Raw genomic sequence first — 26,681 nt, 5'->3', positions numbered from 1 at the left:
TGCAGTATTCCGGATCTGTTTCAATGGAAACCAGTGTTACTCATCATTGGTGAGAACGTATCGTTATTTTCGTCCTGGTCAGGCTCGCAACCTGGTCCATGTATTTCTCTCGACGATACCATTTGCCTCGAGGCTGTTGGCTTTCTGGAATGTCATGACGGCAAGTTCGGTTGCTGCACCGAAGCTGCTGTCAATGGAAAGTGAAAATCCCTTGTTGATCAGTAATTCCTGCAGCTCGGCCACGCCAGCTCCGAATGACCCGCGATGCAGAATCATGGTGTTGCCACCTTCATCTGCCGATATGACGAGCCCTTCGATTCTTGCTAATTCGGACTTGGCCTTGATCAGATAACCACGGCGATCTTCGAGCCCATTCAGGCCGCCATTAACAAGTCTGGTGGCGCTGATCAGGTCATCGCGATCTGCTGCCGAATTGATATTTCGCTTTTTCCAGTATTCACATGCTATTTTCAGCGCAGTGACTGGTTCTGCTGCCATCGCAGGGTTATCTTCCAGAGGCAGGCCAAGTATCTGGCCGATATCCCGATAGTTTGCACGACCGGTCAGCTGAATCAGTCCGCGTCCCTTATAACGCTTGCCATCTCCCGCTTGAGTATTGCCCAGATCCTGGCGGCCTTCGTATGCTGTCCCGGAGGCAAATTCTTCCGTGGTTCTGAAACCGGCACATTCATGAGTAACCTGCCCCATGAAATGAGCGATCCGCAATCTGGTATTGATTGCATAACCATCGAGCGTTGCAGAAAAAATGGCTGAAATTGCTCCAATGATCTGTTCCTGGGCAGCTTTCTTGTCACCAGAGAACTGTGGAGCAACTGCGAGTATGAAATTGCCATCGACTGGAATCATTTCGTTTCTCCAAGCCAGGACAGGTGCTTATTTGAGATTTGAGGAGCTGATTGACCGACTTCGCCAGAGTAATCCGGCTGTCAGGCTGAATGCCAGAAATATCAGCAGTGACCAGTCGGGAATCGTCAGTGACAGAAACTGCCAGGTGCCATCGGTGCAGTCGCCGTTGGCTTCAAACATATCCGGCCACCATCGGGCGAGAGGCAGTTCATTCAGAAAAGCTTCTTCCGGGCTGATGCCGCATTCGAATGCTTCAGGAAAACGTACCAGCCAGGCTTGCCGGCCGGCAACGATCGCACCTGCCAGTGAAAACAGGATGATCAGTCCGCAATAGATGCGTCTTCCCAATCGTTGTGGATGATGGATGAACGCGAATAATGCGGTAATGCCAACCAGCCAGTAGGCCATACGCTGGAAGATGCACAGCGGGCAGGGCAGCAATCCATCAGCCAGTTGCAGATAAAGTGCGTAGCTCACCAGTCCGGCACAGATAAGGGCAATCAGCAGAAAGATTATTCTCATGGTTCCTTATGTTATGGGCTGGTTTGTGCTTGATTCGCTTGATGGTTGTTTTTCTCTGCGCATACTACCGGCAACCAGTCGGTATTCAAGCAGACGGCATTCCAGCGCGCCGTTGAACAGTGGAGTTCGACGTGAAGGCGTGAGCCGGATGGATTTTGCCAGCAGCGGATCGGCAGTCAGCAGAAAAGCGCGCCAGCCGCTGAACCGTTGTTTCAGAACATCTCCCAATCGAGGATAAAATTCAGCAAGCATCTGATGATCTCCGATGCGTACACCATACGGCGGATTGCTGACCAGTATACCGGTTTCGGCCGGGGCGGAAATTTCCAGGACATTCGCCTGTTTCAGCGTGACGCATTCGGCCAGTCCCGCTGCGGCAAGATTGTTGCGGGTATGGGCCAGTGCGCTGCCATACAGATCACTGCCATAAATGGATTGAAATGTACGCTCATGCTGACGTTCCGTTGCTGTCTGTTTGAGTTTTTTCCAGGAACGGGCATCGAACAGTTTCAGTTGCTCGAATGCAAATTGCCGTCCGGAGCCGGGCGCAATCCGGCAGGCGATCTGGGCGGCTTCCAGCAGCAGTGTGCCACTGCCGCACATCGGGTCGAGCAGGGGCGTACCGGGCTGCCAACCAGTCAATGCCAGGATGCCGGCAGCCAGGTTCTCGCGCAGAGGCGCTTCGCCCTGAGTCTGGCGCAGGCCGCGTTTGAACAGCGCTTCACCGGAAGTATCGAGGTAAAGCGTGAATTCCTGCGCATTAAGAAAACCGTGGATGCGCATATCCGGTGCAACAGTGTCGATATCAGGCCGCTTACCATGAATTGCCCGGAATTTGTCGCATACAGCATCCTTGATGCGGAGTGTCACAAAATCGAGACTGCGCAGTGGACATTTGATTGCAGCCAGGTTTACTTTTATCGATAACCGCGGTTCAAACCAGTCTTGCCAGGGCAAAGAATGGGTAAGGTCGTAGATATCGGCTTCACTGCGGTACTGATCTTTGGCGATTTGCCACAGAATACGGCTGGCGATGCGACTTTCGAGGTTGGCACGGTAACAGGTCTGCCAGTTTCCGTGGAAAGCCACACCGCCGGGTGAAGCCTGGATGGATGTTGCATCCAGACGTTCAAGCTCCGCTGCCAGGACGGTTTCCAGCCCGCGCGGGCAGGGAGCGAAGAAACGCTCTGTCATTTCATGTGGAGAGATCACAAAGAAATCCGGAATACGAATTTCATGCGGATTTGTTTTTCCAGGTGGCCCAGGCAAACAGGAGCCAGCCTGCCATGTAGGATGTCCCTCCCAATGGGGCCACCATTCCCAGCCCGCGCCACCCGGTCAGGCTGACGACATACAGCGTGCCAGAGAACAGCACGATACCGGTCATCATCAGTATCCCGGAAAACTTCAATGCACGTGCCTGTGGAAGCCGATCCAGCGCCAGTCCGACCAGTATCAGCCCGATGGCGTGGTAGAAGTGATATTGCACACCGATCTGGAAGGTGGTGAGGATGTCGGGTGCCAGTATGGATTTCAGGCCATGTGACCCCAAGGCACCCAGCATGACACATAAAAATGCATTTACTGCGCCCAGCGCAAGAAAGATTCTGGACATCGTCGGTTGAACTCCCGGTTAAAGTGAGGGGTGAAAAGAATGAAGGAACCTCTGAAAAACTACCTGTGTTGCCATTTCTACGTTAAAAATCGGCTCAAAATGCTCATTTATTACGTATAAACTCCGCTTTTTTGCCGATTTTTGCCTTGACCTGACCGCCTCGCCGACGTTTTTCAGGGGTTCCTGAAGGAAAATGGGCAGCTCGGATTCATTCGCCTGTTTCAGTGATATCCGCTTTGGCCCAGCCGCTGGCAAAAACCAGTCGCACATTGTCACCCGCCCGGGTTTGCCGGCTGTCATACAGAATATCACCCCGGGCAGTATAGGCGATACTGTAACCGCGTGCCAGTACCGCTTTCGGGTCGAGGTGGATCAGGTGCTGCTGTTGCTGGCGCAGCTTGAATTGCAGATTTTCCAGCCGGTGTGCCATTGCGCGCTGCAGTCGTGCGGCCAGTTCCTGCTGATGCCTGATGCCGGCCTGGATATCGGGCTTTGCAGAGTGTATGCGTCGTCCGGTTTCTTCGATTCGCCATGTGCGGATTTCAACCTGCCGGTTCCAGGCATTTTGCAGACGGCCACGTAATTGCAACAAATGCATCTGCTGATGACGGATTCGTTCACCGGGATGAATCAGCCGATGGGCAAGCAGATCAGTGGCTTGCATGCGGCGTTCGATATGGCGTTCCATCGTCTGTTGCAGGCGATGCAGCCAGTACTGCAGGCGATGCAGAATTGCCTGTCTGTCAGGTGAAGCCAGTTGAGCAGCACCAGTAGGAGTTGGTGCACGAGCATCGGCCACAAAATCGGCAATGGTGAAGTCGGTTTCATGGCCGATACCGGTTACGATTGGAATCGGGCAGGCAGCAATGGCCCGTGCCACGATTTCTTCATTAAATGCCCATAAATCTTCGATCGATCCGCCTCCCCGACACAGGATCAGGACATCGCATTCGCCCCGTACTGCAGCAGTGTGCAGTGCGGTGGCAATTGCAGCAGCTGATCCTTCACCTTGCACTGGTGCAGGATAGATCACGACGGGAATGGAAGGTAAACGCAGTTGCAAGGTCGTCAGTACATCCCGTAATGCTGCGGTGTTGGGAGAGGTGATGATTCCGATTTGTCGCGGGAAACGGGGTAACGGTTGCTTGTACTCGGGGCTGAATAGTCCTTCCTGCTGTAGTCTGGCTTTGAGTCGCTCGAATGCCTCGAACAGTGCCCCCAACCCGGCACGGCGCAACTGCTCGACAGTCAGTTGAAATTCTCCACGCGCTTCATACAGTGTAACCAGTGCCTGGGCTTCAACCTGCATACCCTCCTGCGGTATCCAGTCCAGATACAGATTTTTATGGCGGAACATGACGCAGCGCACCTGTGCACTGTCATCCTTGAGTGAAAAATACCAGTGCCCGGATGGATAGCATTTCAGGTTGGAAATTTCCCCGCTTACCCATAACAGTGGAAAAGTCTGTTCAAGTATTACACGAGCATTACGGTTTAATTCACTGACACGCCACAGGATTTTTTTCGGCTCGGGCAAGAGATTGTAATCGGTCATATCATTCCATAATCATCCACAATGACATCTGATTATTCTGGTATGCATAAAAAAGTCTGTATGATAACAATAGTTTAAAATAAGTCATTGTTCTCATTAATTTTATTTGGCCTAAAAATTAGGCAGTTCAAAAAACTTCATGTATGCAATGATACTTATCAGCCTTATTCAGGATTTATTCACATAGTTATCCACAGGAATTGTGTATAACCTTTTGTGATGCTTGTTGAGCAAAGCAGGCGGGTGTTGCAGAATATAATATCGTGACTTCATTACAACCAAGGGGATCAGTTCGTGTTTTCAATCATTCAGGCGGCAGGGTGGCCGATATGGCCGATCATACTGGCTTCTGTCCTGGCAGTGGGCATTATCGGTGAACGTTTGTGGAGTCTGCGTCGATCAAAAGTTTCTCCGCGGGACCTGTTGCCAAGGGTGCTGCAGGAATATCGCCGCTCTGGCGTACATACCGATACGCTGACGCGTTTACAGGAACACTCTCCACTCGGACAGGTTCTGGTGGCAGGGCTGAAAAATATCGACAGTCCGCGTGAGGCCATGAAAGAATCGATCGAGGAAGCCGGGCGAGTGGCAGCACATGAGCTGGAGCGCTACCTTACCACGTTAGGGACGATTGCCTCGCTCAGTCCGCTGATGGGGTTGTTCGGCACCCTGATCGGCATGATCGAAATTTTTGGATCGGGCACGCCGACCGGCGGTAACCCGATACAACTTGCTCATGGAATTTCAGTTGCTCTGTATAATGCCGCGTTTGGCATTCTGGTAGCTATTCCCAGCATTGTTTTTTACCGGTATTTCCGTGCCAAAGTCGATGAGCTGGTGCTGGAAATGGAGCTGCAGGCGCTTAAACTGGTTGAAGTGGTACACGGTGAACGGCGTATCTGATCGTATTTGAATGATTGTCCAGGTAATGACGAGTAGAGATCTTTTCAGGAGTTTTTTTGGCTGAATCCATGCCGGCCAGCCGGGGTTGCTCCCTGGTGACCGGTGGTGGAGGATTTATCGGTACCCATCTCGTGCGGTTGCTGCTGGAGCAGGGGGAACGGGTAAGGGTACTTGAATTGGATGATGTGCCTGTTCTGGACGGAGCCGAGGTCATTCGTGGTTCGGTTGCGGATGAAGCAGTGGTACACCGGGCAGTGAAAGGTGTCCGCAGGATTTATCATCTGGCCGCCCATACTGACTTATGGGCACCCGATAAACGGATATTCCGGCAGATCAATTACGAAAGTACTCGTACCGTGTTGCATGAGGCGATGTATGCGGATGTCGAGGTAGTAGTGCATACCTCGACAGAAGCCATACTGACCGGGCGGGGTGATCCGGACCAATCAGATCGCACGCTGTCATCTTCATCCCGCAAAAGGAAAACTTTGGGGCCGTATTGCCAGGCCAAGCTGATGGCGGAACAGGCTGCACTGGAAGCTTCCAGAAATGGTTTGTCAGTTGTCGTTGTCTCACCGACGTTGCCGGTGGGTCCGGGAGATCGGCATATTACTCCGCCTACGCGTATGATCGTGGATTTCCTGAACCGCAAAATTCCTGCTTATCTCGATTGTCGTTTGAATCTGGTCGACGTCCGGGACGTGGCAGAAGGGCATATCCTGGCTGCTCAGCGAGGACGTTCCGGAGAACGCTACCTGCTTGGTCATGAGAACATGATGTTGAGCCGGTTACTACTCATGCTTAAGGAAATCACCGGTGTGGTGATGCCTGAGCATAAGATTCCATACTGGCTGGCTCTGATGGTGGGGGTATTGCAGGAATTCGTGGCTGATCATGTGACACACAAAGCTCCCATGGCACCACTGACGGGGGTGCGTCTGGCCGGGCGAGGGAATGATTTTGACAGTGAGAAGGCCGTGCGTGAACTCGGCTTCAGGCAAACCCCGATTCGGCAGGCGCTGATCGATGAAATTATCTGGCTGGTCGAGACGGGGCATGTCAATCTGCCTGTTCATTCATTCAGGAAACATTTTGGATCTACAGAAAAGAAATAGCACCGATCTGGTCAGTGGCAGCGGTCAGCCTGCATCTGCAGGGTTCTGTTACTTGCGTAACCTTCTCCTGTGTCTGGTGTTGATCTGCACGAGCTGTGGCTCGATCCCCAGAGAAAGACATCAGGAGGGAGTGTATGATCCATATGAAACGTTTAACCGTAAATCTTACCGTTTTACCGATGCAATCGATCGCAGGTTGCTCGAACCGATTGCTGATGTGTACTTGAAGTATGTTCCGGAAGCGATACAGCGTCCTGTCAGTAATTTTTACCGCAATCTGTCTTATCCCAGTGTGGTGCTGAACAGTTTCCTGCAGGGAAAAATACATCAGGGATTTTCGGACACGATGCGTTTTGTGATCAATACCACGATCGGTGTCGGAGGGCTTGCCGATATGGCCGGGCACATGGGATTCCCGGAGCATAACGAGGATTTCGGACAGACGCTGGCAGTATGGGGAATGAACAGCGGCTCATATCTGTTCATTCCAATCTATGGTCCGAGTACTTCCCGCGATGTAGCGGATCTGCCAGTCAGTGTGTTTACGGATGGACTGTACTACCTGGCTTATGTACTGAGTGGGCCGGTGATCATTCCACTGGCCGTTCTGCGCATCGTCGACAAGAGAGCCGGTCTCTCGGGACCGATGAAAGTGCGTGATGAATCGGCATTGGATCCTTATCTGTTCGTGCGTGAAGGTTATATGCAACAGCGCGAATACCTGATTCACGATGGCAATCTGCCTGCCAGCCATTACGATGATTTGCTGATCGATGATTCCGGCTTGATGGCAGATCCTGAAAAAACAGATTTGGCACCTTGAGTGTTGTAATTTTGTCATATAGTTTTCTCAAAAAATACAATTCCTTAGATTATTGGGCTATCGTCTGTGGTTGATAGCTGCACAATCATTTCAGCTGATTTATCGAATAAGGATTTTACGATTTATGTCCATTTCACCGACGTTTCCCGGATCTTCCCTGCAAAAGTCTTCATTATCAGATCACTCGACTGTATCAGAACCTTTTACGGTCGTTGACAGGGTGAACGGGATTTCTGCCGTTGCACTGGATGATGCCATTACGCGCGCTCGCTCAGCTTTGCTGGCGCAACAGCGGGAAGATGGTCACTGGTGTTTTTCGCTGGAAGCAGACTGCACGATTCCGGCTGAATATATCCTGATGATGCATTTCATGGATGAAATAGATACCGCGCTGGAACGCAGAATTGCCAATTTCTTGCGTAATCGGCAGGTAACTGACGGGCATGGCGGCTGGCCGCTGTACTATGGCGGTGACTTCGACATGAGCTGCAGTGTCAAGGTTTACTATGCGCTGAAGCTGGCCGGGGATTCACCGGAAGCAGCGCACATGGTCCGTGCCCGTAATGCCATACTGGAGCGGGGAGGGGCTGCGCGCTCGAATGTATTTACCCGCTTGCTGCTGGCCATGTACCGCCAGATTCCATGGCGCGGTGTGCCGTTTGTTCCAGCTGAAATCATGCTGCTGCCGCGCTGGTTTCCTTTTCATCTGAGTAAAGTGGCGTACTGGTCACGGACGGTGATGGTGCCACTTTCCATTCTGTGTACACTGAAAGCCAAAGCAGCCAATCCGCGTAATATCCATGTACGTGAACTGTTTACGGTCGACCCGGAAATGGAAAAAAGCTATTTTCCGGTACGCACCCCTCTTAATCACTTGCTGTTGTATCTGGAGCGACTGGGCTCAAAACTGGAACCTCTGATTCCATCGTTCATCCGGCGCAGAGCCTTAAAAAAGGCCGAGCAGTGGACCATCGAACGGCTCAATGGAAGAGATGGCCTGGGGGCGATTTTTCCGGCGATGGTCAATGCCTATGAGGCACTGACATTGCTGGGCTACGATCATGATCATCCATTACTTCAGCAATGTCGTCTGGCTTTGCGTGAACTGCTGGTAAATGAAGGGGAAGACACCACCTGGTGCCAACCCTGTGTGTCTCCCGTGTGGGATACCGTACTGGCTTCGCTGGCGTTGCAGGAGGATGAACGGGCTGATAGCGGGCCGGTTCGCCATGCTCTCGACTGGCTCGTGCCCCTGCAGGCACTCGATCAGCCAGGCGACTGGCGCAATAGCCGCCCTGATCTGCCGGGAGGGGGCTGGGCATTCCAGTATGCCAATCCGCATTATCCGGATCTGGATGATACTGCTGCTGCAGCGTGGGCGTTATGTCAGGCGGATACAGAGGATTATCGTACCAGTATTACCCGGGCAGCAGACTGGCTGGCGGGTATGCAATCGAGTAATGGCGGTTTTGCCGCATTTGACATAGACAATGTGCACTATTACCTGAATGAGATTCCATTCGCAGATCATGGTGCGTTACTGGATCCACCTTCGAGCGACGTGACGGCGCGCTGTATCGGTCTGCTTGCTCTGAATGGTGAGGCAAGACACCAGGAAGCCGTGAGGCGCGGACTGGCATTTTTATTCAGCGAGCAAGAACCATCCGGCGCCTGGTTCGGGCGCTGGGGTACCAACTACGTTTATGGCACCTGGTCCGTGCTGGAGGCATTGAAGTTAGCGCGGGTGGATCATGATCATCAGGCGATAAAACGTGCAGTGCAATGGTTGAAGTCGGTGCAACGTGCCGATGGGGGATGGGGAGAAACCAACGACTCGTATCTCGATTCCGAGCTGGCCGGACAATTGGAAACCAGTACTTCTTTTCAGACCGCATGGGCAGTACTTGGGCTGATGGCGGCAGGCGAGGTGGGGAGCACAGCAGTAAGAAACGGGATCGATTATCTGATCCGTACCCAGAGTGCTGTCGGATTATGGGAAGAACCCTGGTTTACCGCTCCGGGTTTTCCAAAAGTTTTCTACCTGAAATATCACGGCTACTCCAAATACTTTCCGCTATGGGCGCTGAACCGGTATCGTGCAATGAATAGCAGGTCTGTTGTATGAGTCGTACCGGGATTGTGATAGCAATGCGATCGGAAGCTGCTTGTATTACTTCACAACGTAACTTGCCATTCGACCAGGCAGTACCGATTGATGATCATCTGGTCATCAGGATGTGCGGCATGGGTCCGGTTGCTGCTCGCCGTGCGGCAATCGATTTATACGATCAGGAAAACGTAGCAGGATTGATCAGCTTTGGCATTGCTGGTGCACTGGATGATGCGCTGCAGCCGGGCGATCTGGTTTCGCCGGAATCCGTGCAGACAAAGCAAAGCTATTCAACAGACAGTGCGTGGCGGACACGGATAGAGCGCAGTCTGCCTGCTCATCTCAATGTTATTCGCCGTCCGGTGGCTGCCAGTGATGAGCTGGTGTCTACCGCAGATGAAAAATATGCACTTGCGGCTCGAAGTGGCGCTTGCGCGGTTGATATGGAAAGCGGTGCAATTGCTGCTGTTGCTTCTGAAAAAGGGGTTCCGTTTGTTGTGATTCGCGTGATTTCAGACCCGGTACAGTTTTCCCCGCCAGCGGCTCTCATGGATGTATTACACCCGGATGGGCGTGTCAAGCCGATTGCATTGCTGGCTTACCTGCTGAATGGCTCACTCAAATTAGGCGAGTTATTAAGGTTTGGGTCGGATGCACAGATCGCGTTTAAAACACTGAAACAGGTCGTTCAGGCAACTCGACATGAACTGGGCCGGCAAGTATCCGGCACCTGCCAGGGGATCTCTGATTAAGTCCCACATGGCCGTATACTGTGTTTTGCGGATGGAATGCAAGGCGAGTGAGACATGATCAGAGGTTTCCTAGAGCAGACGTCGCAAATCTCCTCTCGTAAAGCCGCAAGAAGCAGCATCAATATCGATATTCCTGCTCAAGACCATTACCTTGAACAATTCCCCCATTTCGGCAGGGCTGACCAGTCGTTGTACTTGGCTGACCAGCGGCAGATAACTGCCCGGCTGATCTGCCGGGGTGCGCGCCAGTAAATCAGTAATCCCGCAGTTGATCAGGAAATGTGCCTGCGTGGTATAGCCGGCCAATTGCAACCCGGAATCCAGAGCTGTCCGGGCAATAGTGCTGAAATCGACGTGGCTGGTGATATCCTGCAATCCCGGCAGAAAAAATGGATCATCATGGGCGTGATGCCGATAGTGGCACATCAGCGTTCCCTGATGGCGCTGTGGATGATAGTACTCATTCTGCCCAAAGCCGTAATCGACCAGCAGAATGGCGCCCCGCTGAAGCAGCATGGCCAGCGAGCGGATGAAATGCCGGTTGGTGAGGCTGATTTCGCTGATATAAAGAGGGTAGGAGAATTGATCAGCCGGGGGAAGTTGTCGGGCAACATCGAGCAGTTCGCCGGCTGCCAAAGGCTGATCCTGCCATACCGGCCCTTGATCTTTCCAGATCACTCCCCGTTCTGCAATGTTGCCATTCTGCCAGGCAACTAGATGAACGGGCATAGCATCAAGGACTTCATTGGCGAGTATCAAGCCCTCGAATTGCTCCGGCAGGGCTGATAACCAGCTTACCCGCGATGCCAGATGAGGAATATGTTGTTCGATCATTGCCCGTTGCCTCTGCTGCAAATCTGCACTGAGATCGAGAATATAATAATGTTGCGGCAGGTTGTTCAATTCTTCGAGTGCACACAGCAGATTCACTGCCAGCTTGCCGGAACCTGCACCAAATTCCAGGATCGAGCCCTGATCGACTGCACTCAGGATAGGTGCGATCTGCCGCGCCAGAGTCTGGCCAAATAACGGCGAGATTTCCGGGGCAGTGACAAAATCACCTGCCGTTCCGAATTTGGCTGCGCCACCGCTGTAATATCCGGTTTCAGGTGTATACAAGACGGTTTCCATATAATCTGCAAACGAAATCCAGCTGCCGGAATGCGCGATCCGTTCATGGAGCATCATCTTCAAAGTGTCGCTGTAAGCTTGCTCGGATGGATCAGGAAGGGGTAGAGCCACGGGTGTTTTCAGCAATAAAAAGGTTTATGGTAGATTGTGCAGCACTGAAGTGTAGCGTAAACAGAAAGGGTCTTTGTGAAAGATAAAGTAATTCTGGTGACTGGCGGTGCGCGGCGGGTGGGGGCAGCCATTTGCCGATGGCTGCACCGCAAAGGCGCCAGGCTCGTGGTTCATTATCGTGATTCATCTGCTGATGCACAACGGCTGAAACAGGAGCTTGAACAGGGACACCCGGATTCAGTCGCGCTGCTGCAGGCTGATTTACTGGATACTGGCGGGATCCCGGCGCTGGTCGATCAGGCAGCCCGGCAGTTTGGGCGGCTGGATGCACTGGTCAATAATGCCTCCAGCTTTTTTCCGACGCCTGTTGGTGACTGTACCGAACAAGCCTGGCATGATCTGGTGGGCAGCAATCTGAAGGCTCCTTTGTTTCTGTCGCAAGCAGTCGCACCCTATTTGAAAAAGAATCGAGGGTGCATTGTCAATATCATTGATATTCATACCGAGCAGCCTCTCAAACGCTACGTGATCTACAATGCAGCCAAAGGCGGGCTGGCCGCTCTGACACGTTCCCTGGCCATGGAGCTTGCTCCGGAAGTCCGTGTCAACGGTATCTCACCCGGGCCGATTCTCTGGCCGGAAACGGGTGAATGGCAGGATGAAACGGCACGCAGGCATATCATCGACAGAACACTGCTCAAACGCATGGGGGAACCGGATGATATTGCACGAACGGTCAGCTTCCTGATCGAAGATGCACCATTTATTACCGGGCAGATCATCGCCGTCGATGGCGGGCGCAGTATCAATCTTTAGGATCATTTTTTTTACATTTTCTGCTCATTCATGCTCATCAGCATGATAGATGGTTCGCGAAATGATCCGGTCACAATAGGCAATTGCAAGTGCAGAAAGCAGAAATGCCAGATGAATGACTGTTTGCGCAATCAGTGTTTTCTCGTCGTAAGCAGTAGCATTGATAAATGTTTTCAGTAGATGGATCGATGAAATGCCGATGATGGCAGTTGCCAGCTTGACCTTCAATACTGAGGCATTGACATGTGACAGCCATTCCGGCTGATCGGGATGGCCTTCGAGATTCATGCGTGAGACGAAGGTTTCATATCCGCCGATGATCACCATGATGAGCAAGTTCGAAATCATGACCACATCGATCAAACCCAGTACTACCAGCATGATGGTAGTCTCAGTCAGCTTTCCACTACTTTCTGCACCTTTGACCGTCACCATCTCAAGGGTATGTTGTAAAGCGCTCTGATTACCAAAAACTGAACCAATCAAATCAACCAGTTCGACCCAGAAATGGTACACATAGACACACTGTGCCAATACCAGCCCGAGATACAAAGGTAACTGCAGCCAGCGGGAAAGAAACAGAAAATAAGCAATTGCAGGTATTCGTGCCGAAGAAATTTTGTTGTGATCTTGTTGCATGGCAGTTTATTGTCTGAATTCTGAAAAGCGTGAAAGGTTATCACGACAATGAGTAGGCACAAAGAAATCTGCAGTCTTATACAACTCGTTATGGCAGGGAAAAGGCGTGAGGTTGTAAAAGAGTAATTTGTATCAGTACGCTTAGTAAGCAGACAGTTATATGCGTTTTATCTGGAAAACAAAGACTCTGGGTTGACTGGCTTGTCGAATGTCAGAGAAATAACTCCGGGCAGGGCACATTGACCTTTGTCGTCCCGGAATTACTTCGTTTGATGAGGTAATTCTGCTTATCGTATTCTTTTGTCTCGTTCGATCAATGCGTAGGCAGAGTGGTTGTGTATGGATTCGAAATTTTCTGATTCAACGATATAGGCGTCTATACGGTCATCGTGGTTGAGTACTTCGGCCACATCGCGGACGATATCTTCGACAAATTTCGGATTGTTGTAAGCTCTTTCCGTAACATATTTTTCATCCGGGCGTTTCAGCAGGCCGTACAGTTCGCATGAGGCCTGCTCTTCCGCGATTCTGATGATGTCTTCGATCCAGATGAAACTATTGGTACGCACCGAAATCGTGACATGTGAACGCTGGTTGTGTGCACCGTAGTCGGATATTTTTTTGGAGCAGGGGCACAGGCTGGTAACGGGGATGATTACCTTCATGGTAAAACTATATTGATTGCCGTGTTTGATCTCACCGATAAATGTCACTTCGTAGTCCAGCAGGCTTTTTACACCCGAGACAGGTGCAGATTTATTGATGAAGTAAGGGAAGGCCATTTCGATATGTCCGGAATCCGATTCCAGTCTGCTGACCATGGAACGCAGGATTTCCTCAAACGATTCGACCGAAATCTCGCGCTCGTGACTGTTCAGTATCTCGACGAAGCGAGACATGTGGGTTCCCTTGAAGTTGTGGGGCAGATTGACGTACATGTTGAATTGCGCCACGGTATGCTGGGAGCCACCACCTTTATCTGCCACCACGACAGGATGCCGGATCGCTTTGATTCCTACTCTGTCGATGGCAATATGTCTTGTGTCCAACGAGCCTTGTACATCAGCAATGGGTAGATCGATCTGTTTGTTCATAAAAACTCCTTCCTGTAAAACTGATCCAGGATCAACGCCGGCTGATTGCCGTTTGAATACCCGCTCTGTTCCGGGTAACGAGAGATCATTGAATCAGACAGTGAAAAACGACATTCGGTCAGTGTTGTCGTTTATCGCCTGAATTCAGCCGCGCCGCGAAGCGGTGTCGGCTTGAATGAATTGTTAGGCCGCGTACTAGAAGACCATCACATGGTCAACGAGATACTTGCCGCTTTGTTGCACCAAGATTAGCTCGGCTACGAACTCACCCGGTTGCTTAGTGAACTGCTGACGCCAGACGATAGCCACAGAGTCGGGGCGCCTGAAAGCTGCCACAAATTCGCGTTTGGCAAAGAACCCTTTGGTGCTTTGATAGTGCTCGCAGATTGACTGAAGCGACTCTTCGGACAGAACACTTCTGGCCCGTTCCGTGAAGTCACGAGTATGACGCTCGTAGTCGATAGCCGTGGAAGCATCCATCAGGTTGTCCATGATGGGAGTCGCTATAGCCAAGATTTCTGCATCTGATTTTTGTGCAAGATCCACGATGGCCTCCCTAGCGGCCTAACGCTGCGATGTATGACATTAGTGACATTATAAAGAGAACCTTTCTTTTATCGACTGGATAATGCCGGCCTTGTCCAGTCCGCAGTCGGATAGCATGTGTGCGGGATCACCCTGATCGATGAAGCTGTCTGGCAAGCCGAGTTGCAGCAGTCTGACGTTTTTATCCAGACTGGAAAGACTTTCCATGACTGCACTGCCAGCGCCTCCCATGATGGTGTTTTCTTCAATGGTAACCAGTAATTCATGCTCGGCAGCAAGGGTTGCAACCAGCTCTTGATCCAACGGTTTGACAAAACGCATATTTACTACCGTGGCATCCAGTTCATCTCCCGCTTCGAGACAGGGGGTCAGCATGCTGCCGAATGCCAGCAGTGCAATCTGCTTACCCTCTCGGCGGATTTCACCTTTACCCAGCGGGATGGTCTGCATTTCCTGCTGGATCTGTACACCGGGACCTGAGCCGCGTGGATAGCGAACGGCAGCAGGGGTATCGAGTTGGAAGGCAGTGTAGAGCATCTGACGGCACTCGTTTTCATCGGCGGGCGTCATGACCGTAATATTGGGAATGCAGCGCAGGTAACTCAGATCGAAACTGCCGGCATGTGTCGGTCCATCTGCACCCACCAGCCCGGCACGGTCGATGGCAAAAACAACCGGCAGATTCTGAATGGCAACATCGTGGATCAGCTGATCGTAAGCACGTTGCAGGAAGGTCGAGTAAATTGCCACGACCGGTTTCAATCCTTCGCAAGCTGCACCTGCGGCAAATGTCACGGCATGCTGCTCTGCGATCCCTACATCGAAATAGCGATCCGGGTACTCTTTCGAAAAACGAACGAGTCCGGAGCCTTCTCTCATGGCAGGAGTGATACCAATCAAACGTGAATCTTTTGCTGCCATGTCACATAACCAGTCACCAAATATCTGCGTGTAAGCCAGTTTGGCAGAAGGTTTCGATACAATACCCTGATCTGGTTGAAATTTTCCGACTCCATGGTAGAGAATCGGATCTTCTTCTGCCTGTTTATAACCCTTGCCTTTACGGGTGACGACATGTAGAAACTGCGGGCCATCGAGTTGCCTGATATTGTTCAGCGTGGTCAGCAAGATATCCAGATCGTGACCATCTATCGGACCGATGTAATTGAAGCCGAATTCTTCGAACAGTGTGCTAGGTGTTACCATACCTTTGACATGTTCTTCGGCTCGTTTCGCCAGCTCCAAAACAGGAGGAACCACACCCAGCATTTTCTCGCCTGCGCGTCTGGCAGTGGCATAAAAACGACCGGACATCAGTTTGGCCAGATAATTATTGAGCGCCCCTACAGGAGGGGAAATGGACATGTCGTTATCGTTCAGAATGACCAGCAGATTGGCATCCATTACGCCGGCATTGTTCAGTGCTTCAAAAGCCATACCTGCACTCATTGCGCCATCACCAATCACGGCAATTGCATGCTGCTTAACGCCTTTGAGCCGTGCGGCGACTGCCATGCCGAGTGCTGCACTTATGGAGGTGCTGGAATGTGCGGTGCCAAAAGCATCGTATTCGCTTTCATCCCGTCTGGGAAAGCCGGCAATTCCTCCCTGCATGCGCAGACGAGCCATTCCTGTACGCCGGCCGGTGAGGATTTTATGAGCATAAGTCTGATGTCCGACATCCCAGATCAGGCGATCAAAGGGTGTGTCAAATACATAGTGCAGCGCAATGGTCAGTTCGACCGTCCCGAGATTAGAAGATAAATGCCCGCCTGTGCCTGCCACGGATTCAACCAGAAAATTACGTAATTCATCCGCTAACTGCGGCAGTTGATTGCGTTTCAGTGTACGTAGCTGTGCGGGTATCTCAATGCGATCAAGTAATGGATACATGCAGATTTAAAAGATGTGTAGCTTAAAATGAACGACTTACAGGTTGGCAGCGTAAGATCAAAACTCACGCTGTACAATGAAATCAGTGACCTGCTGCAAACGCAGGGCCTCGGATCCAAACTGATTCAATACCCCGGTGGCCTCCTGCCGGAGCTCGTGGGCAAGTTCTCGTGCTTGTTTGATGCCCAGTATACTAACATAGGTGGGTTTATTGTTTTCTGCATCCTTTCCAGCTGTTTTACCCAGCGCGGCAGTGGTGGCTTCTGTATCGAGGATGTCATCTATCACCTGGAACGCAAGCCCCATGCATTTGGCAAAATGATCCAGCAGCTTGAATTGTGTCTCATCCAGTCTGTTGCCACAGCGGGCGCCTAGTATGACTGCAGCCCGAATCAGCGCGCCGGTCTTGTGAATATGCATAAATTCGAGTTCCGGCAGGCTCAGTGTTTTACCTACGCTGTCCAGATCTATTGCCTGTCCGCCCGCCATACCCCGAGATCCGGCTGCAAATGCAAGATGTCGAACCATTTCGAGTTGGACATGTGGGTCTTCAGTCAGATTGGTTTCCGTCAATAACTGAAAAGCCAGGCTTTGCAGGCTGTCACCCACCAGCAGGGCGGTAGGTTCATCATATCTGACATGGCAGGTTGGTTTGCCACGTCGCAGTGTATCGTTATCCATGCAGGGCAGATCATCATGTACCAGGGAGTAGACATGAATCAGTTCCACTGCCGCACCGGCAATGGTGGCGTGTGTTTTATCCGCGCCACTCAATTCTCCGGCCGCAAACGACAGCAGCGGTCGTACCCGTTTACCTCCGCCCAGTACGGAATATCGCATTGCATCATGCAAACGTGCCGGAGCACAATTGGTCTCCGGAAGATGTTTTTCCAGACAGGTTTCAACCAGAGCAAGCTGTTCGCTTGCCCATGACTGGAAATCAGGATGCATCGTGCTCAGCAGGTGAGAAGTGTTTCAGCATATCCGCCTCGAGTATTTTTATCTGTTGTTGCGAATCTTTCAGTATATTTTGGCAGTATTGTAACAATTCCACCCCGCGTTTGTACGCAGAAAGCGCATCTTCCAGAGACATTTGCCCGGTTTCCATGCCGGCTACGATCTGTTCCAGTTCGGCCGTGGCTGTTTCAAAATTTTCCGGTGGCGGATGTAATGCTGTTTCTTCTTTGTTCGATGATGATTTTTTTCTCATGCAGACAGGATTCTTTCCAGTGATAAAAAAGGCAGTTTTATCTGTGTTATTTAAAAAAACAATCTGATCTGGCTGACGATATCATTGATTCCGTAACTGGCTGCGAGAAAAGTTGACCGGCACAGCATAAAAGTCTAACATACCGCGCTTGTAGCAGTTACCACAACATATTCCCCGATAGCTCAGTCGGTAGAGCGACGGACTGTTAATCCGCAGGTCCCAGGTTCGAGCCCTGGTCGGGGAGCCAATAAATCAGATACTTACATCTGGTTCTGCCATTCCGGTGTTTCCGCAGTTCTCTATTTTGTCGGGATGATTTTCCTGATTTCTTTTATCTGAACGACTGCATTGTATTTCTAAAAGTATGTAGATTCGGTCAGCCCGACAATATGGACTTTTTCATACTCCGTTTCCATGGTGAATACACTGCCTCGGGCAAGGAAGAAGTTGAAGCACTGCGAATTTCTCCCGGCGGGGAAGAAATCAGCATTGTGGCAGCAAACCTGCTTGGAAATCTGATTGGTAGATTGTACTCATACTTGAAAAGATAGGGTTGCTGAATCTGAATACGCCAGACCTGTATGGTAGCCTTGCTGGAATGTTTGGCGGAGGCAGTAAGGCTAGTGATGATGATTCTTCACTGCAGCAACAAGCCAAAGTGGTAACTGGATCAGTCAGCAGAAATATGACTGGTGGGAAGATTCGAAATTTTGCCGGATAGAAACAGGATAACTGACTTCATCCCATAAATCTGAATTCTTACCGGGGAACTACATGGAACTTTGCAAAGATAAGTTGGTTGCGGGGGCAGGATTTGAACCTACGACCTTCGGGTTATGAGCCCGACGAGCTGCCAGACTGCTCCACCCCGCGACTGAGCCAAACATTATAAGGAAAATACTGTTTTAAGTCAAATGGTAAATTTCTGCATCGCTATCGGCAACACAAAAAATTCAAGCTTTTTCTGAAAAATGCTGTGGAAGGGACAGCATCCAATCACAAGAAAGGTTATCGGTAATTCATTCATTCGAATTACTACCTGCCTGAGGTTTATTGATGATGCCAAGGTGAAAGGCGGGTTGTCCATGATGTCGCTCTTCCATATAACGTTTCAAGGGATCATGTATTACACGGAAAGCAATGTCATTCCAGGGGATTTCCTGTTCTCCAAAAAGCCTGACTTCCAGACTTTCGATTCCCGGAAAGAAATCGAGATCCAGTAATTTTGCCCGGAACAACATGTAGACCTGACTGATATGTGGCAGGCTGTAAACCGCGTAGAGTTCACGAATTTCTACTCTGGCATTCGCTTCTTCCAGCGTTTCTCTTGCTGCACCTTGTACCAGCGTTTCATTGTTTTCCATGAACCCCGCAGGCAATGTCCATTTGCCCCGATAAGGTGCAATAGCACGTTTACACAATAGAACTTTGTTTTCCCATTCAGGGATGCAGCCGACGATCACTTTGGGATTCTGGTAATGGATAGTGTGGCATTTCGGACATATATACCGGGGTAGTGTGTCACCTTCCGGGATACGTAAAATAACTTCGCCGCCACATTGACTGCAAAATTTCATACCTTAAAAGGTCAGATTAACGAGTCACTCTGAATTTGAATTCAGCCAGCAGGTTTCCTGCCTGATCCGAGGCAGTGACATGCCACGGACCCAGCCTGTTTCGGTTGAGCACCTTGCTGGAATAGGTGCGCCAGTCATTATTACCAACCGGTAGAACGATTCTGGCAATGGACTGGTCTCGATAGTACCAGTTGATCAATATTTTCTCGCCTCTGAATTTGTTCAGATGCAGAAAAAGGAAAATCGGTCTGCTCGATTTGCTACCCAGCGAAATCTGATCGATGTTATCGACCGGTTGTCGTTGCCGGATATTCGAAGTCAGTTGTGCTTTGATCAGGCCGGAAGAATGATTGCTTCCTTGTGAGACGTTTTTCGTTTTTGCCTGAGGAATAGTGATGTCCGGTTTGATTCCAGGTTTGACCGGAGGGGCCGATGCAGATGGAGCAGCTCGTTGTGGCTGTGGATCAGGCGCTTGCACGGCCTGATCAGATCCAATATCTCCATCAGGTACATTCCCGATTGCCGGATTGTTTTCAGATGGTTGATCTGACGAGAATCCGACAGATGGCAGCAATGGTACCGGTTCAGTGGAGGGTGTTTCAGAACTGGCAGGGGACACAGCTGATAATGATATTTCCGTGGAACTCGTTTCGAGTTTCTCATCATCAGACAACCAATCTGCAGCGATCCAGATACTGGTTATCAGTACAAACAACAGTACCAGTCCTGCGATGATGATCCTTGGCCAGTTATATTCATATACCGGAGGGAGCGGGGGAAATACGGACTCCTCCGGCAATTCCGGTAAATTTTGTTCAATCTTCGGATGATCAGCTGATTGATCCAGGTGGATACGAATTTTTAACTGTGTCTGGTTCATAATGATCGCCGGTTTGGAATTGACTGTCATTCATCCTGCCGTTCGATATTTCCGGAGCAGGTTTCAAATGGAAATTCGTTTAAAAATCAATACAAGTTTATTTTAGCAAGCAGTGCATTCCGCTCTTCCAGCAGTTCCAGTACTAATGCAGCACCAGAAAGATTGACATCCAGATCTCGTTGCAGATGTCTCACGACCAGTACGCGCCGCAAAGCAACTCCACTGAAGAACCAGTCTTCCGGCCGGGTTCCAGCGGGTTCGAGAATACCTTCATTTACCAGCGCCATGATCCATTCAACCTGGACGTTGCAAATCTGGCAAAGTTCAGAAAGTGAGAGTGCCTCACTTTCTTCGATGACAATGCCATGCAAGATGTCGTAGTCCATTTTATCGGATACTCATTCCGGCACGAGGATTGAATGCGAGCTTCTGTTCCATTTCGCGATAAAACGCACGTGCCTGTTCACTATCGGCAGCAGGCAGCACGATCTGTAAAATGACGTATAAATCCCCGGAGGGTGTGCCTGGAATACCGCGTTCTTTCAGGCGCAGTTTTTGTCCTGACCGGGAGCCGGTAGGGATTTTGAGATCCACTGTTCCTGCCGGAGTAGGAATTGCAACTGTGGCACCCAATGCCGCTTCCCAAGGGGCTACGGGCAGATCCAGGAAAATATCCTTACCTTCCACTCTGAATAGAGAATGTGGCTTGAATACGATTTCAAGGTAAAGATCACCGGCTTTGCCTCCTCCGGTTCCGGAGCTTCCCTGGCCGGCCAGTCGGATATGCTGTCCTTGCTGAATGCCTTTGGGTATCCGGACTTTCAATGTGCGTTCTTTGATCAGAGGTCGTCCATCCTGACCGGATTCCGTATGTTGCAAGGTCAAACTGCGGATGCCTCCTTGAAAAGAATCCTCCAGGGCTATCGAAATTCGTGCGTGGGAATCTTCTCCACGCAAATTGAACTCCCGATCACGATAACGGTGGTTTTGCTGGTTTCGTCCGAATAATGATTCAAAAAAACTGCTGAATTGAGAAGCAGCCTCAGTAAATCCACCACCATGAAATTCAAATCCCTGATCCCATCCTGGTGGGGGCTGAAATTCCTGTCCACTTTTCCAGCGAGTTCCCAGTCGGTCGTAAGCCGTTCGCTTCTCTGGATCCTTGAGTACTTCATAGGCCTCGCCGATTTCCTTGAAACGAGCTTCAGCCTCCGGTTCCTTGCTGACATCAGGATGGTATTTGCGTGCCAGCTTGCGATAAGCACGTTTGATGTCATCCTGAGTCGCATCTCGCGGGACACCAATGATCTGATAGTAATCCTTATATTCCATTTTGTTGTATCCGGATAGAGTAAGTCACGCTGGAATCGGTGGCGACCTCATGGATCAGTGTGCGCTACATCAACGCAGTACACCCGGTTGCGTCCCCGTTTCTTGGCTTCATACAGTGCCACATCTGCGCGTGCAATCAGATCACCCGGGGTGGTATCGTCATGGTGGCTCTGAGTAATACCAATACTCAGGGTGATTTGGATCGGATGTTCTTCGAGTGCAGAGCAGGCAGCACTTACTTCGGAGCGGATCCGCTCTGCTGTTTTGATTGCAGCACTGGAGTTGGTTTCGGTCAGGATGGCCATGAATTCGTCACCACCGTAGCGTGCAGCGTAATCTATCGTTCTGATCGATTTCAGCAGGGCAGAAGCTACCGTGATCAGAATCTTATCGCCTGTGATATGGCCAAGTTTATCATTTATGGTTTTGAAATGATCCACGTCGATCATCAGCAGGCAGAAGGTACGGTCGTTGCGTTTGAATCTGGCAAGCTGTTCGATCAGGATGGTATTGAGTTTTGCCCGGTTGTACAGGCCCGTCAAACCATCCGTGATCGAAAGTTTCTGCAGAAGCTGATTTTGCTGCTGCATGGCCTGATTGACGGCCATGATCTCCGTATGTTTGTTACGCAGGGCATCAGTCATCTGATTAAAGATGGTCGTCAGTTGCCCGACTTCATCCTTACGTTTGACCGGCAGATAAATATCCAGATTTCCCTCTACAATTCCCCTGACTGCACTGATCAACTGTTTCAGAGGGGTGACGATAGAATGCCCCATATACAAAGCCACCAGAGTTACGATGACGATCAGAATTGCGACGAATTCAAGAAAACGGTTACGTAATTTCATCCATGAAGCTTGTATGGCACTTTGATCCTGTTCCACCAGAATCGTTACCGGAACGTTCTCCGATGCATACAGCAGGCCGATTGCTTTGGGGTAAGACAATCCATCATGTGTGATCGATTCTTCAAGTATCTGCATCGATTCCAGATAATGTGGATTCGGTACTGCCAGATGATCGATGCCAGAGGCACTGCTCAGTAATACTCTGCTATTCTGGTCCAGCAGGGTGATTTCGCCCGATGAAAATTTTCTGGTTTCCATCAGCTTATTTCTGAATATTCCCAAGTCCAGCGTAGCTGCGATAGCGCCGATGAGCTGACTGTCATAGGAGAGGACCGGATAAATGACACTGAACGCCGCGGTATCGTAACGATCATTCCAGTGAGGGGTAATGGCAATGGATCCTCTGGTAAGAGAGGCATGCGTCCAGTGCTCGGGAGATTCGAGCACCTCAGGGATACTGGCGCTGCTTGCCACGATTTTCCGGGTACTGTCGAAAACGGTCAGCTCCAGTACGTCATCCAGTTTATCTCGTACCGCAGTCAAGTAACCGGACATAACGGATTGTGTCTGTTTCGCCGTATTTTCATGCGTATTGTCCGTCTGCTTTTTCAGGATAGTCAGTCCTTCGATGACAGGGTTGGATGTCGATAATGCGCGGATGGTAAGTGTGTTCTCATCCATCCAGAGATTGAGCTGGCGGTTGACGTTATCCGCAAGTACGCGTAATTCGCGGGTAACACTATCGATGATCAGTGCTTCGTTCTGCTTGAATGACAACAAACCGAGACCAGCCGTGGGCAGCAGGGTGGCAATCACGGCAAAAATCACGATCTTGCTTTTTATACTGTACAGAACCGGTTTCAAAACAGGCCAGACCTCGAATGAAGCGATGAACGATCCATATCGTCCGAATGTTCGATCACAGAATGATGCACTGGAGCAAGGAGCAGTATCTGATTTTGCTCGGGAAAGGCAGGCTGGTTGCAGAAACGGATGATCATTCCAGTCGCACTCTCGGATCTGCCAAGGTGTAGGAAATATCGGTCAGCACCAGCCCGGCGATATACAGCAACGAACCCAGAAATACCATGGCACGTACCACCGAAAAATCCTGTGATTGAATGGCATCGATGGTATAACTGCCCAGCCCTGGAATGCCAAAGAACGATTCGGTGATCAGTCCGCCGAGAAACAGCAGCGGAATGACGACGACGGTGCCGGTCAGTATGGGAATCATCGCGTTCTTGAGTACATGTCTGAACAGTACTACGCTTTCCGCCAATCCTTTGGCTCGGGCCGTGCGCACATATTCCTTGTTGATCTCTTCCAGAAAAAGGGTGCGGTACCAGCGTGTGTTGGCGCCGGCACTGCTGACCACACCGATAATGACCGGAAGCAGCAGAAACCGGCCGATATCCAGTCCGTTGCCGTAGCCGGAGATGGGAACCAGATGCCACAACTTACTGATCAGGAACTGGCCGCCGATAATATAAAACAGGCTGGAAATGGACATGAGCATCACGCACAGGATGACACCCCAAAAATCGACGTAGGTGGCGCGGAAGAAAATCATCACCAGAGCAAACGTGATATAGGTCAGCAGACCCAGCAGAAATACGGGTAATGCAATCGCCAGGCTGGGCCACATACGTGACTGGATCTCGTAAGCAATATCACGGCCGTCATCGGCACGACCAAAATCGAATGCAAACATCGAGACTGATTTTTCAAAAAAAATAGTATCAGTAAATTTTTCGAACCCGTGAGCTGCCTCGTTATAGAGCAGAGGTTTATTGTAACCGTGCTCTTCTTTCCATTTCCAGATGGCTTCTTCCGTGACGTGTTTCGTGCCAAGATGCATGCGTGCCATATCATCAGGGGTATTGACCACAAAGAAGAGTGCAAATGTGATGAGATTGACACCGATGAGAATCGGAAGTGCGTAAAGTACCCGGCGGATGATGTAATTTAGCATAAATGCATAAAATTGGATCAGGTTGCCTGTTCAGTAATACTCTGCTGTTGCTGTTTGCGGCGATATGCAACCCATGCCGGCAAGAGAATGATGACCAGCAGGGCCGTACCCGCGCCGATCGGCCATAGTACGGGTTTATTCCATTCGTTTCGTTTCTGATCGCGTAACGCAGGATCGATCCGATAATACTTGAGCGTGTTATACGCCATTCTGTTGGGTTTCACATTCTGATACCAGGCATGGTACAAGGCAAATTCCTTCGGATGATAGCCCCACAGCCAGGGGGCATCTTCCCGCAGAATGGTGATCATTCTGTCGATGATCCGTACACGCTGCGGGCCGTGTTCCATGTCTTTCATCTGTTCGAACAGGTGGTTGTATTCGGCGTTGTCATAGTTCGCTGCGTTTTCGCCACTGTTGCCCACTTTGCGCTGTGGGCCATATAACAGAAACAGAAAATTCTCCGGGTCAGGATAATCCGCGTTCCAGCCCCATTCAAAAATCTGTGCATTTCCCTTGCGTATCTTGTCCTGGAAGCGGTTGTAGTCAGTGCTGCGCACGACCAGCTGGATATTGAGTTTGCGGAATTGCATTCGCATCCAGTCGAGGATGGATCTATCGTCTGCGCTGCGTGCAGTGACATCGTAATACAGCACCAGCGGTTTACCGGTCTTGCGACTGATACCATCAGGATAGCCTGCTTCAGCGAGTAATGCCTGCGCCTGTTTGATCGACTTGCGCCGGATTTCGCCGTTATGCCATTCATAAACGATCGGATTCATCCCTTCCTTGCCTTCATGATAGCCCTCGATTCCGGGAGGGATCGGGCCTTGTGCAGCAATACCGCGCTCGTTTGCAAATATGGACAGGTATTCCTCGTAATTTACGGCAATGGAAATAGCCTGGCGCAGCTTGCGTGCTGCAGCCTTTTCCACTTCGGTGCGGCCACCCACTACCGGATCGAGCATATTGAACCCCATGTAATATGTCGATGGAGCGACAGCCGTTCCAAGGCGAATACCTTGTGCTTCCATTTCGTCGGTGATCGTGGCCTCACCCTGACCGGTTATCTGTACCGCCTGATCGAAACTGTCCGAGCCAATGATGGATGCATCGTAGTATCCCTGCAGGAATTTATTCCAGTAAGGGATACTTTCCCTTTCACGGCTGTACACGATTTTATCGATGAATGGCAACGGTTTCCCGGCATCACGCAGCAGGCCTTTTTGTATATCTTCCGGCATGCCCTCATCCGGGTAATATTCCCCCTGAAAATTGGGGTTACGCTCCAGCACCATGATCCGGTTCGGGTTATTTTCGGCCAGCATGTACGGACCGGTTCCCACCGGATACCAGTCGAGTGAGAAATTTTTCTCGGCCATACCGGGTTGTGAGAAGAAATGATCTGCTTCCCATGGAATCGGTGCAAAAAATGCCATGGTCAGCCAGTAGATAAACTGAGGATATTTTCCTTTGATTCGGATGCGATAGGTGTAATCATCCACTCGCTCCACACCTGTCAGAGGAAAGTCGCGCAAATCCAGAAAGCTGTTTCCAGGTCGGGTCCTAGCTTGATCTCTCAGGGTATTCGCATATTCGCGCAGTCCTGTAATGTAATCCGCCATCAAACCGAATATCGGTGAGTGCAGCCCGGGGTGGGCAAGTCGTTTGATCTGGTAGATATAGTCGTCGGCTACCAGTTTACGGGTACCTGTATGTTCAAAGTCACTGATTTTGTGAATGGGCTGTATATCTTGTACGGTTAGTTCATGATAGCGCAGGTTGTCTTTTTCATCTCTGGCGAAGGCCGGATGAGGCTGGTAGAAAATACCGGGCCTGATCGAAATTTCATAAACAGAGTAGGCAATACGAGTATCTGCTGAATTGGCGGGTAGCCGGGTATCGTTGCTGTCGAAGTAGCTTACCGTGGGCATCCTGCTGGCAGTTTGCGGAATCAGGGTAAGAGGACGTTTCAGAAAGTGATATTGCAGCGGTGGCTGATAGATCTGAGAAGTGAGCTGAATTTCATTCGAACTGTATGATTGCACCGGATCGAGATGTTTTGGGCGTTCAGCAAAAACATTATAAAGAATATTTTTACCGGAATCCGCGGCCGGATAAGGATTATTCCAGATATCGGTACAACCGGACAATATCAGGCTCAGTAACAACAGGCCGGTCGATACAAGAGAGTAGCTTGCACAGATAACCTGTAACCGGATTTTTTTTATGAGTGATCGACTGGTTTCGAACAACATTCAGACCTTGTGCAAAGAGACTCGAAGGAGTATTGCAAATATGAGAAAATTGATGTTGCAAACAGCTGGATTATGACTTGAGTCATTCCGGTACACATACACTTTA

25 protein-coding genes and 2 tRNA genes are annotated in these 26,681 nt (G+C 50.4%); 7 read left to right on the top strand and 20 right to left on the bottom strand.

Features of this window, described 5'->3' with window-relative positions:
• Positions 1 to 78: 78 nt before the first annotated feature.
• The 5 genes from HRU73_RS05480 to xseA form a co-directional block, all read right to left on the bottom strand.
• The gene (locus HRU73_RS05480; protein ID WP_276677610.1) at positions 79 to 867 is read right to left on the bottom strand and encodes a peptidoglycan-binding protein; all 789 of its coding nucleotides are present in this window, start codon (positions 865 to 867) and stop codon (positions 79 to 81) included.
• Positions 868 to 894: 27 nt separating this feature from the next.
• Positions 895 to 1,389 carry a disulfide bond formation protein B gene (locus HRU73_RS05475; protein ID WP_276677611.1) on the bottom strand — a complete coding sequence of 165 codons (495 nt, stop codon included), beginning with the start codon at positions 1,387 to 1,389 and terminating at the stop codon, positions 895 to 897.
• A gap of 6 nt (positions 1,390 to 1,395) precedes the next feature.
• Positions 1,396 to 2,583 carry a THUMP domain-containing class I SAM-dependent RNA methyltransferase gene (locus tag HRU73_RS05470; protein ID WP_276677613.1) on the bottom strand — a complete coding sequence of 396 codons (1,188 nt, stop codon included), beginning with the start codon at positions 2,581 to 2,583 and terminating at the stop codon, positions 1,396 to 1,398.
• A 40-nt stretch (positions 2,584 to 2,623) separates the two neighbouring features.
• Positions 2,624 to 3,004, bottom strand: coding sequence for a DUF423 domain-containing protein (locus tag HRU73_RS05465; protein ID WP_287399786.1), 381 nt, complete (start codon positions 3,002 to 3,004; stop codon positions 2,624 to 2,626).
• A gap of 208 nt (positions 3,005 to 3,212) precedes the next feature.
• Positions 3,213 to 4,559 carry an exodeoxyribonuclease VII large subunit gene (xseA, locus tag HRU73_RS05460; protein ID WP_287399784.1) on the bottom strand — a complete coding sequence of 449 codons (1,347 nt, stop codon included), beginning with the start codon at positions 4,557 to 4,559 and terminating at the stop codon, positions 3,213 to 3,215.
• A gap of 294 nt (positions 4,560 to 4,853) precedes the next feature.
• Between xseA and HRU73_RS05455 the strand changes: the two genes are divergently transcribed.
• From HRU73_RS05455 to HRU73_RS05435, 5 genes are all read left to right on the top strand, one after another.
• On the top strand, positions 4,854 to 5,462 hold the full coding sequence (locus tag HRU73_RS05455; RefSeq protein WP_011111762.1) for a MotA/TolQ/ExbB proton channel family protein: 609 nt from the start codon (positions 4,854 to 4,856) through the stop codon (positions 5,460 to 5,462).
• Between the two features lie 56 nt (positions 5,463 to 5,518).
• Entirely contained in the window at positions 5,519 to 6,577 is a 1,059-nt protein-coding gene (hpnA, locus tag HRU73_RS05450; protein WP_287399782.1) for a hopanoid-associated sugar epimerase, read from the top strand.
• Between the two features lie 130 nt (positions 6,578 to 6,707).
• A complete protein-coding gene (locus tag HRU73_RS05445) occupies positions 6,708 to 7,400 on the top strand; it encodes an MlaA family lipoprotein (RefSeq protein WP_287399781.1) in 693 nt (230 codons plus the stop codon).
• A gap of 124 nt (positions 7,401 to 7,524) precedes the next feature.
• The gene (gene shc, locus HRU73_RS05440; RefSeq protein ID WP_287399780.1) at positions 7,525 to 9,525 is read left to right on the top strand and encodes a squalene--hopene cyclase; all 2,001 of its coding nucleotides are present in this window, start codon (positions 7,525 to 7,527) and stop codon (positions 9,523 to 9,525) included.
• Positions 9,522 to 10,262: a phosphorylase family protein gene (locus HRU73_RS05435; protein ID WP_276677576.1), complete on the top strand. Its 741-nt coding sequence runs from the start codon at positions 9,522 to 9,524 to the stop codon at positions 10,260 to 10,262. The genes shc and HRU73_RS05435 overlap by 4 nt, the downstream gene beginning before the upstream one ends.
• 69 nt (positions 10,263 to 10,331) lie before the next feature.
• Here the strand turns inward: HRU73_RS05435 and HRU73_RS05430 are convergent, their stop codons facing one another.
• On the bottom strand, positions 10,332 to 11,504 hold the full coding sequence (locus HRU73_RS05430) for a class I SAM-dependent methyltransferase (protein ID WP_287399778.1): 1,173 nt from the start codon (positions 11,502 to 11,504) through the stop codon (positions 10,332 to 10,334).
• A gap of 75 nt (positions 11,505 to 11,579) precedes the next feature.
• Between HRU73_RS05430 and HRU73_RS05425 the strand changes: the two genes are divergently transcribed.
• Positions 11,580 to 12,320, top strand: a complete 741-nt coding sequence (locus tag HRU73_RS05425) for a pteridine reductase (protein WP_011111756.1) — start codon at positions 11,580 to 11,582, stop codon at positions 12,318 to 12,320.
• A 24-nt stretch (positions 12,321 to 12,344) separates the two neighbouring features.
• On the opposite strand, the gene HRU73_RS05420 is transcribed toward HRU73_RS05425, so the two are convergent.
• From HRU73_RS05420 to HRU73_RS05395, 6 genes are all read right to left on the bottom strand, one after another.
• A complete protein-coding gene (locus HRU73_RS05420) occupies positions 12,345 to 12,959 on the bottom strand; it encodes a TIGR00645 family protein (RefSeq protein WP_287399777.1) in 615 nt (204 codons plus the stop codon).
• Positions 12,960 to 13,246: 287 nt separating this feature from the next.
• Complete coding sequence (gene folE2, locus HRU73_RS05415) at positions 13,247 to 14,053, bottom strand: GTP cyclohydrolase FolE2 (RefSeq protein WP_287399775.1); 807 nt, start codon at positions 14,051 to 14,053, stop codon at positions 13,247 to 13,249.
• A gap of 195 nt (positions 14,054 to 14,248) precedes the next feature.
• Positions 14,249 to 14,599 (bottom strand): hypothetical protein, encoded by a 351-nt coding sequence (locus tag HRU73_RS05410; RefSeq protein ID WP_287399774.1) that lies wholly within the window; start codon positions 14,597 to 14,599, stop codon positions 14,249 to 14,251.
• Positions 14,600 to 14,647: 48 nt separating this feature from the next.
• Positions 14,648 to 16,492 carry a 1-deoxy-D-xylulose-5-phosphate synthase gene (dxs, locus tag HRU73_RS05405; RefSeq protein ID WP_287399772.1) on the bottom strand — a complete coding sequence of 615 codons (1,845 nt, stop codon included), beginning with the start codon at positions 16,490 to 16,492 and terminating at the stop codon, positions 14,648 to 14,650.
• Between the two features lie 57 nt (positions 16,493 to 16,549).
• Complete coding sequence (locus tag HRU73_RS05400) at positions 16,550 to 17,443, bottom strand: polyprenyl synthetase family protein (RefSeq protein WP_011111751.1); 894 nt, start codon at positions 17,441 to 17,443, stop codon at positions 16,550 to 16,552.
• A complete protein-coding gene (locus tag HRU73_RS05395) occupies positions 17,433 to 17,702 on the bottom strand; it encodes an exodeoxyribonuclease VII small subunit (protein ID WP_281870471.1) in 270 nt (89 codons plus the stop codon). The genes HRU73_RS05400 and HRU73_RS05395 overlap by 11 nt, the downstream gene beginning before the upstream one ends.
• Before the next feature lie 171 nt (positions 17,703 to 17,873).
• Here HRU73_RS05395 and HRU73_RS05390 point away from each other — a divergent pair.
• Positions 17,874 to 17,949, top strand: a tRNA-Asn gene (locus HRU73_RS05390).
• A gap of 549 nt (positions 17,950 to 18,498) precedes the next feature.
• Here the strand turns inward: HRU73_RS05390 and HRU73_RS05385 are convergent.
• From HRU73_RS05385 to HRU73_RS05350, 8 genes are all read right to left on the bottom strand, one after another.
• Positions 18,499 to 18,575 (bottom strand) — tRNA-Met (locus tag HRU73_RS05385).
• A gap of 146 nt (positions 18,576 to 18,721) precedes the next feature.
• Positions 18,722 to 19,279 carry an NUDIX hydrolase gene (locus tag HRU73_RS05380; protein WP_011111749.1) on the bottom strand — a complete coding sequence of 186 codons (558 nt, stop codon included), beginning with the start codon at positions 19,277 to 19,279 and terminating at the stop codon, positions 18,722 to 18,724.
• A 16-nt stretch (positions 19,280 to 19,295) separates the two neighbouring features.
• Entirely contained in the window at positions 19,296 to 20,189 is an 894-nt protein-coding gene (locus HRU73_RS05375; RefSeq protein WP_287399770.1) for a DUF2914 domain-containing protein, read from the bottom strand.
• Positions 20,190 to 20,245: 56 nt separating this feature from the next.
• Entirely contained in the window at positions 20,246 to 20,545 is a 300-nt protein-coding gene (locus HRU73_RS05370) for a chaperone modulator CbpM (RefSeq protein ID WP_287399769.1), read from the bottom strand.
• Between the two features lies 1 nt (position 20,546).
• Positions 20,547 to 21,491: a DnaJ C-terminal domain-containing protein gene (locus tag HRU73_RS05365; RefSeq protein WP_287399767.1), complete on the bottom strand. Its 945-nt coding sequence runs from the start codon at positions 21,489 to 21,491 to the stop codon at positions 20,547 to 20,549.
• Positions 21,492 to 21,538: 47 nt separating this feature from the next.
• The gene (locus tag HRU73_RS05360; RefSeq protein WP_287399764.1) at positions 21,539 to 23,206 is read right to left on the bottom strand and encodes a diguanylate cyclase; all 1,668 of its coding nucleotides are present in this window, start codon (positions 23,204 to 23,206) and stop codon (positions 21,539 to 21,541) included.
• Positions 23,207 to 23,339: 133 nt separating this feature from the next.
• Positions 23,340 to 24,317 (bottom strand): ABC transporter permease, encoded by a 978-nt coding sequence (locus HRU73_RS05355; protein WP_276677587.1) that lies wholly within the window; start codon positions 24,315 to 24,317, stop codon positions 23,340 to 23,342.
• 17 nt (positions 24,318 to 24,334) lie between these two features.
• Entirely contained in the window at positions 24,335 to 26,575 is a 2,241-nt protein-coding gene (locus HRU73_RS05350; RefSeq protein ID WP_287399763.1) for an ABC transporter substrate-binding protein, read from the bottom strand.
• Positions 26,576 to 26,681 lie beyond the last annotated feature (106 nt).

Origin of the sequence: Nitrosomonas sp. H1_AOB3, from assembly GCF_015709435.1 — a bacterium.
Taxonomy (GTDB): Bacteria; Pseudomonadota; Gammaproteobacteria; order Burkholderiales; family Nitrosomonadaceae; genus Nitrosomonas; species Nitrosomonas europaea.
Note: the sequence above shows the minus strand (reverse complement) of the source record. Positions and strands in the feature narration are given on the sequence as shown.

What these genes read in the sequence shown, in the direction of transcription:
- HRU73_RS05480 (WP_276677610.1), bottom strand. Translation starts at nt 867, where the DNA reads ATGATTCCAGTCGATGGCAATTTCATACTCGCAGTTGCTCCACAGTTC.
- HRU73_RS05475 (WP_276677611.1), bottom strand. Translation starts at nt 1,389, where the DNA reads ATGAGAATAATCTTTCTGCTGATTGCCCTTATCTGTGCCGGACTGGTG.
- HRU73_RS05470 (WP_276677613.1), bottom strand. Translation starts at nt 2,583, where the DNA reads ATGACAGAGCGTTTCTTCGCTCCCTGCCCGCGCGGGCTGGAAACCGTC.
- HRU73_RS05465 (WP_287399786.1), bottom strand. Translation starts at nt 3,004, where the DNA reads ATGTCCAGAATCTTTCTTGCGCTGGGCGCAGTAAATGCATTTTTATGT.
- xseA (WP_287399784.1), bottom strand. Translation starts at nt 4,559, where the DNA reads ATGACCGATTACAATCTCTTGCCCGAGCCGAAAAAAATCCTGTGGCGT.
- shc (WP_287399780.1), top strand. Translation starts at nt 7,525, where the DNA reads ATGTCCATTTCACCGACGTTTCCCGGATCTTCCCTGCAAAAGTCTTCA.
- HRU73_RS05435 (WP_276677576.1), top strand. Translation starts at nt 9,522, where the DNA reads ATGAGTCGTACCGGGATTGTGATAGCAATGCGATCGGAAGCTGCTTGT.
- HRU73_RS05420 (WP_287399777.1), bottom strand. Translation starts at nt 12,959, where the DNA reads ATGCAACAAGATCACAACAAAATTTCTTCGGCACGAATACCTGCAATT.
- folE2 (WP_287399775.1), bottom strand. Translation starts at nt 14,053, where the DNA reads ATGAACAAACAGATCGATCTACCCATTGCTGATGTACAAGGCTCGTTG.
- dxs (WP_287399772.1), bottom strand. Translation starts at nt 16,492, where the DNA reads ATGTATCCATTACTTGATCGCATTGAGATACCCGCACAGCTACGTACA.
- HRU73_RS05400 (WP_011111751.1), bottom strand. Translation starts at nt 17,443, where the DNA reads ATGCATCCTGATTTCCAGTCATGGGCAAGCGAACAGCTTGCTCTGGTT.
- HRU73_RS05395 (WP_281870471.1), bottom strand. Translation starts at nt 17,702, where the DNA reads ATGAGAAAAAAATCATCATCGAACAAAGAAGAAACAGCATTACATCCG.
- HRU73_RS05380 (WP_011111749.1), bottom strand. Translation starts at nt 19,279, where the DNA reads ATGAAATTTTGCAGTCAATGTGGCGGCGAAGTTATTTTACGTATCCCG.
- HRU73_RS05375 (WP_287399770.1), bottom strand. Translation starts at nt 20,189, where the DNA reads ATGACAGTCAATTCCAAACCGGCGATCATTATGAACCAGACACAGTTA.
- HRU73_RS05370 (WP_287399769.1), bottom strand. Translation starts at nt 20,545, where the DNA reads ATGGACTACGACATCTTGCATGGCATTGTCATCGAAGAAAGTGAGGCA.
- HRU73_RS05365 (WP_287399767.1), bottom strand. Translation starts at nt 21,491, where the DNA reads ATGGAATATAAGGATTACTATCAGATCATTGGTGTCCCGCGAGATGCG.
- HRU73_RS05355 (WP_276677587.1), bottom strand. Translation starts at nt 24,317, where the DNA reads ATGCTAAATTACATCATCCGCCGGGTACTTTACGCACTTCCGATTCTC.
- HRU73_RS05350 (WP_287399763.1), bottom strand. Translation starts at nt 26,575, where the DNA reads ATGTTGTTCGAAACCAGTCGATCACTCATAAAAAAAATCCGGTTACAG.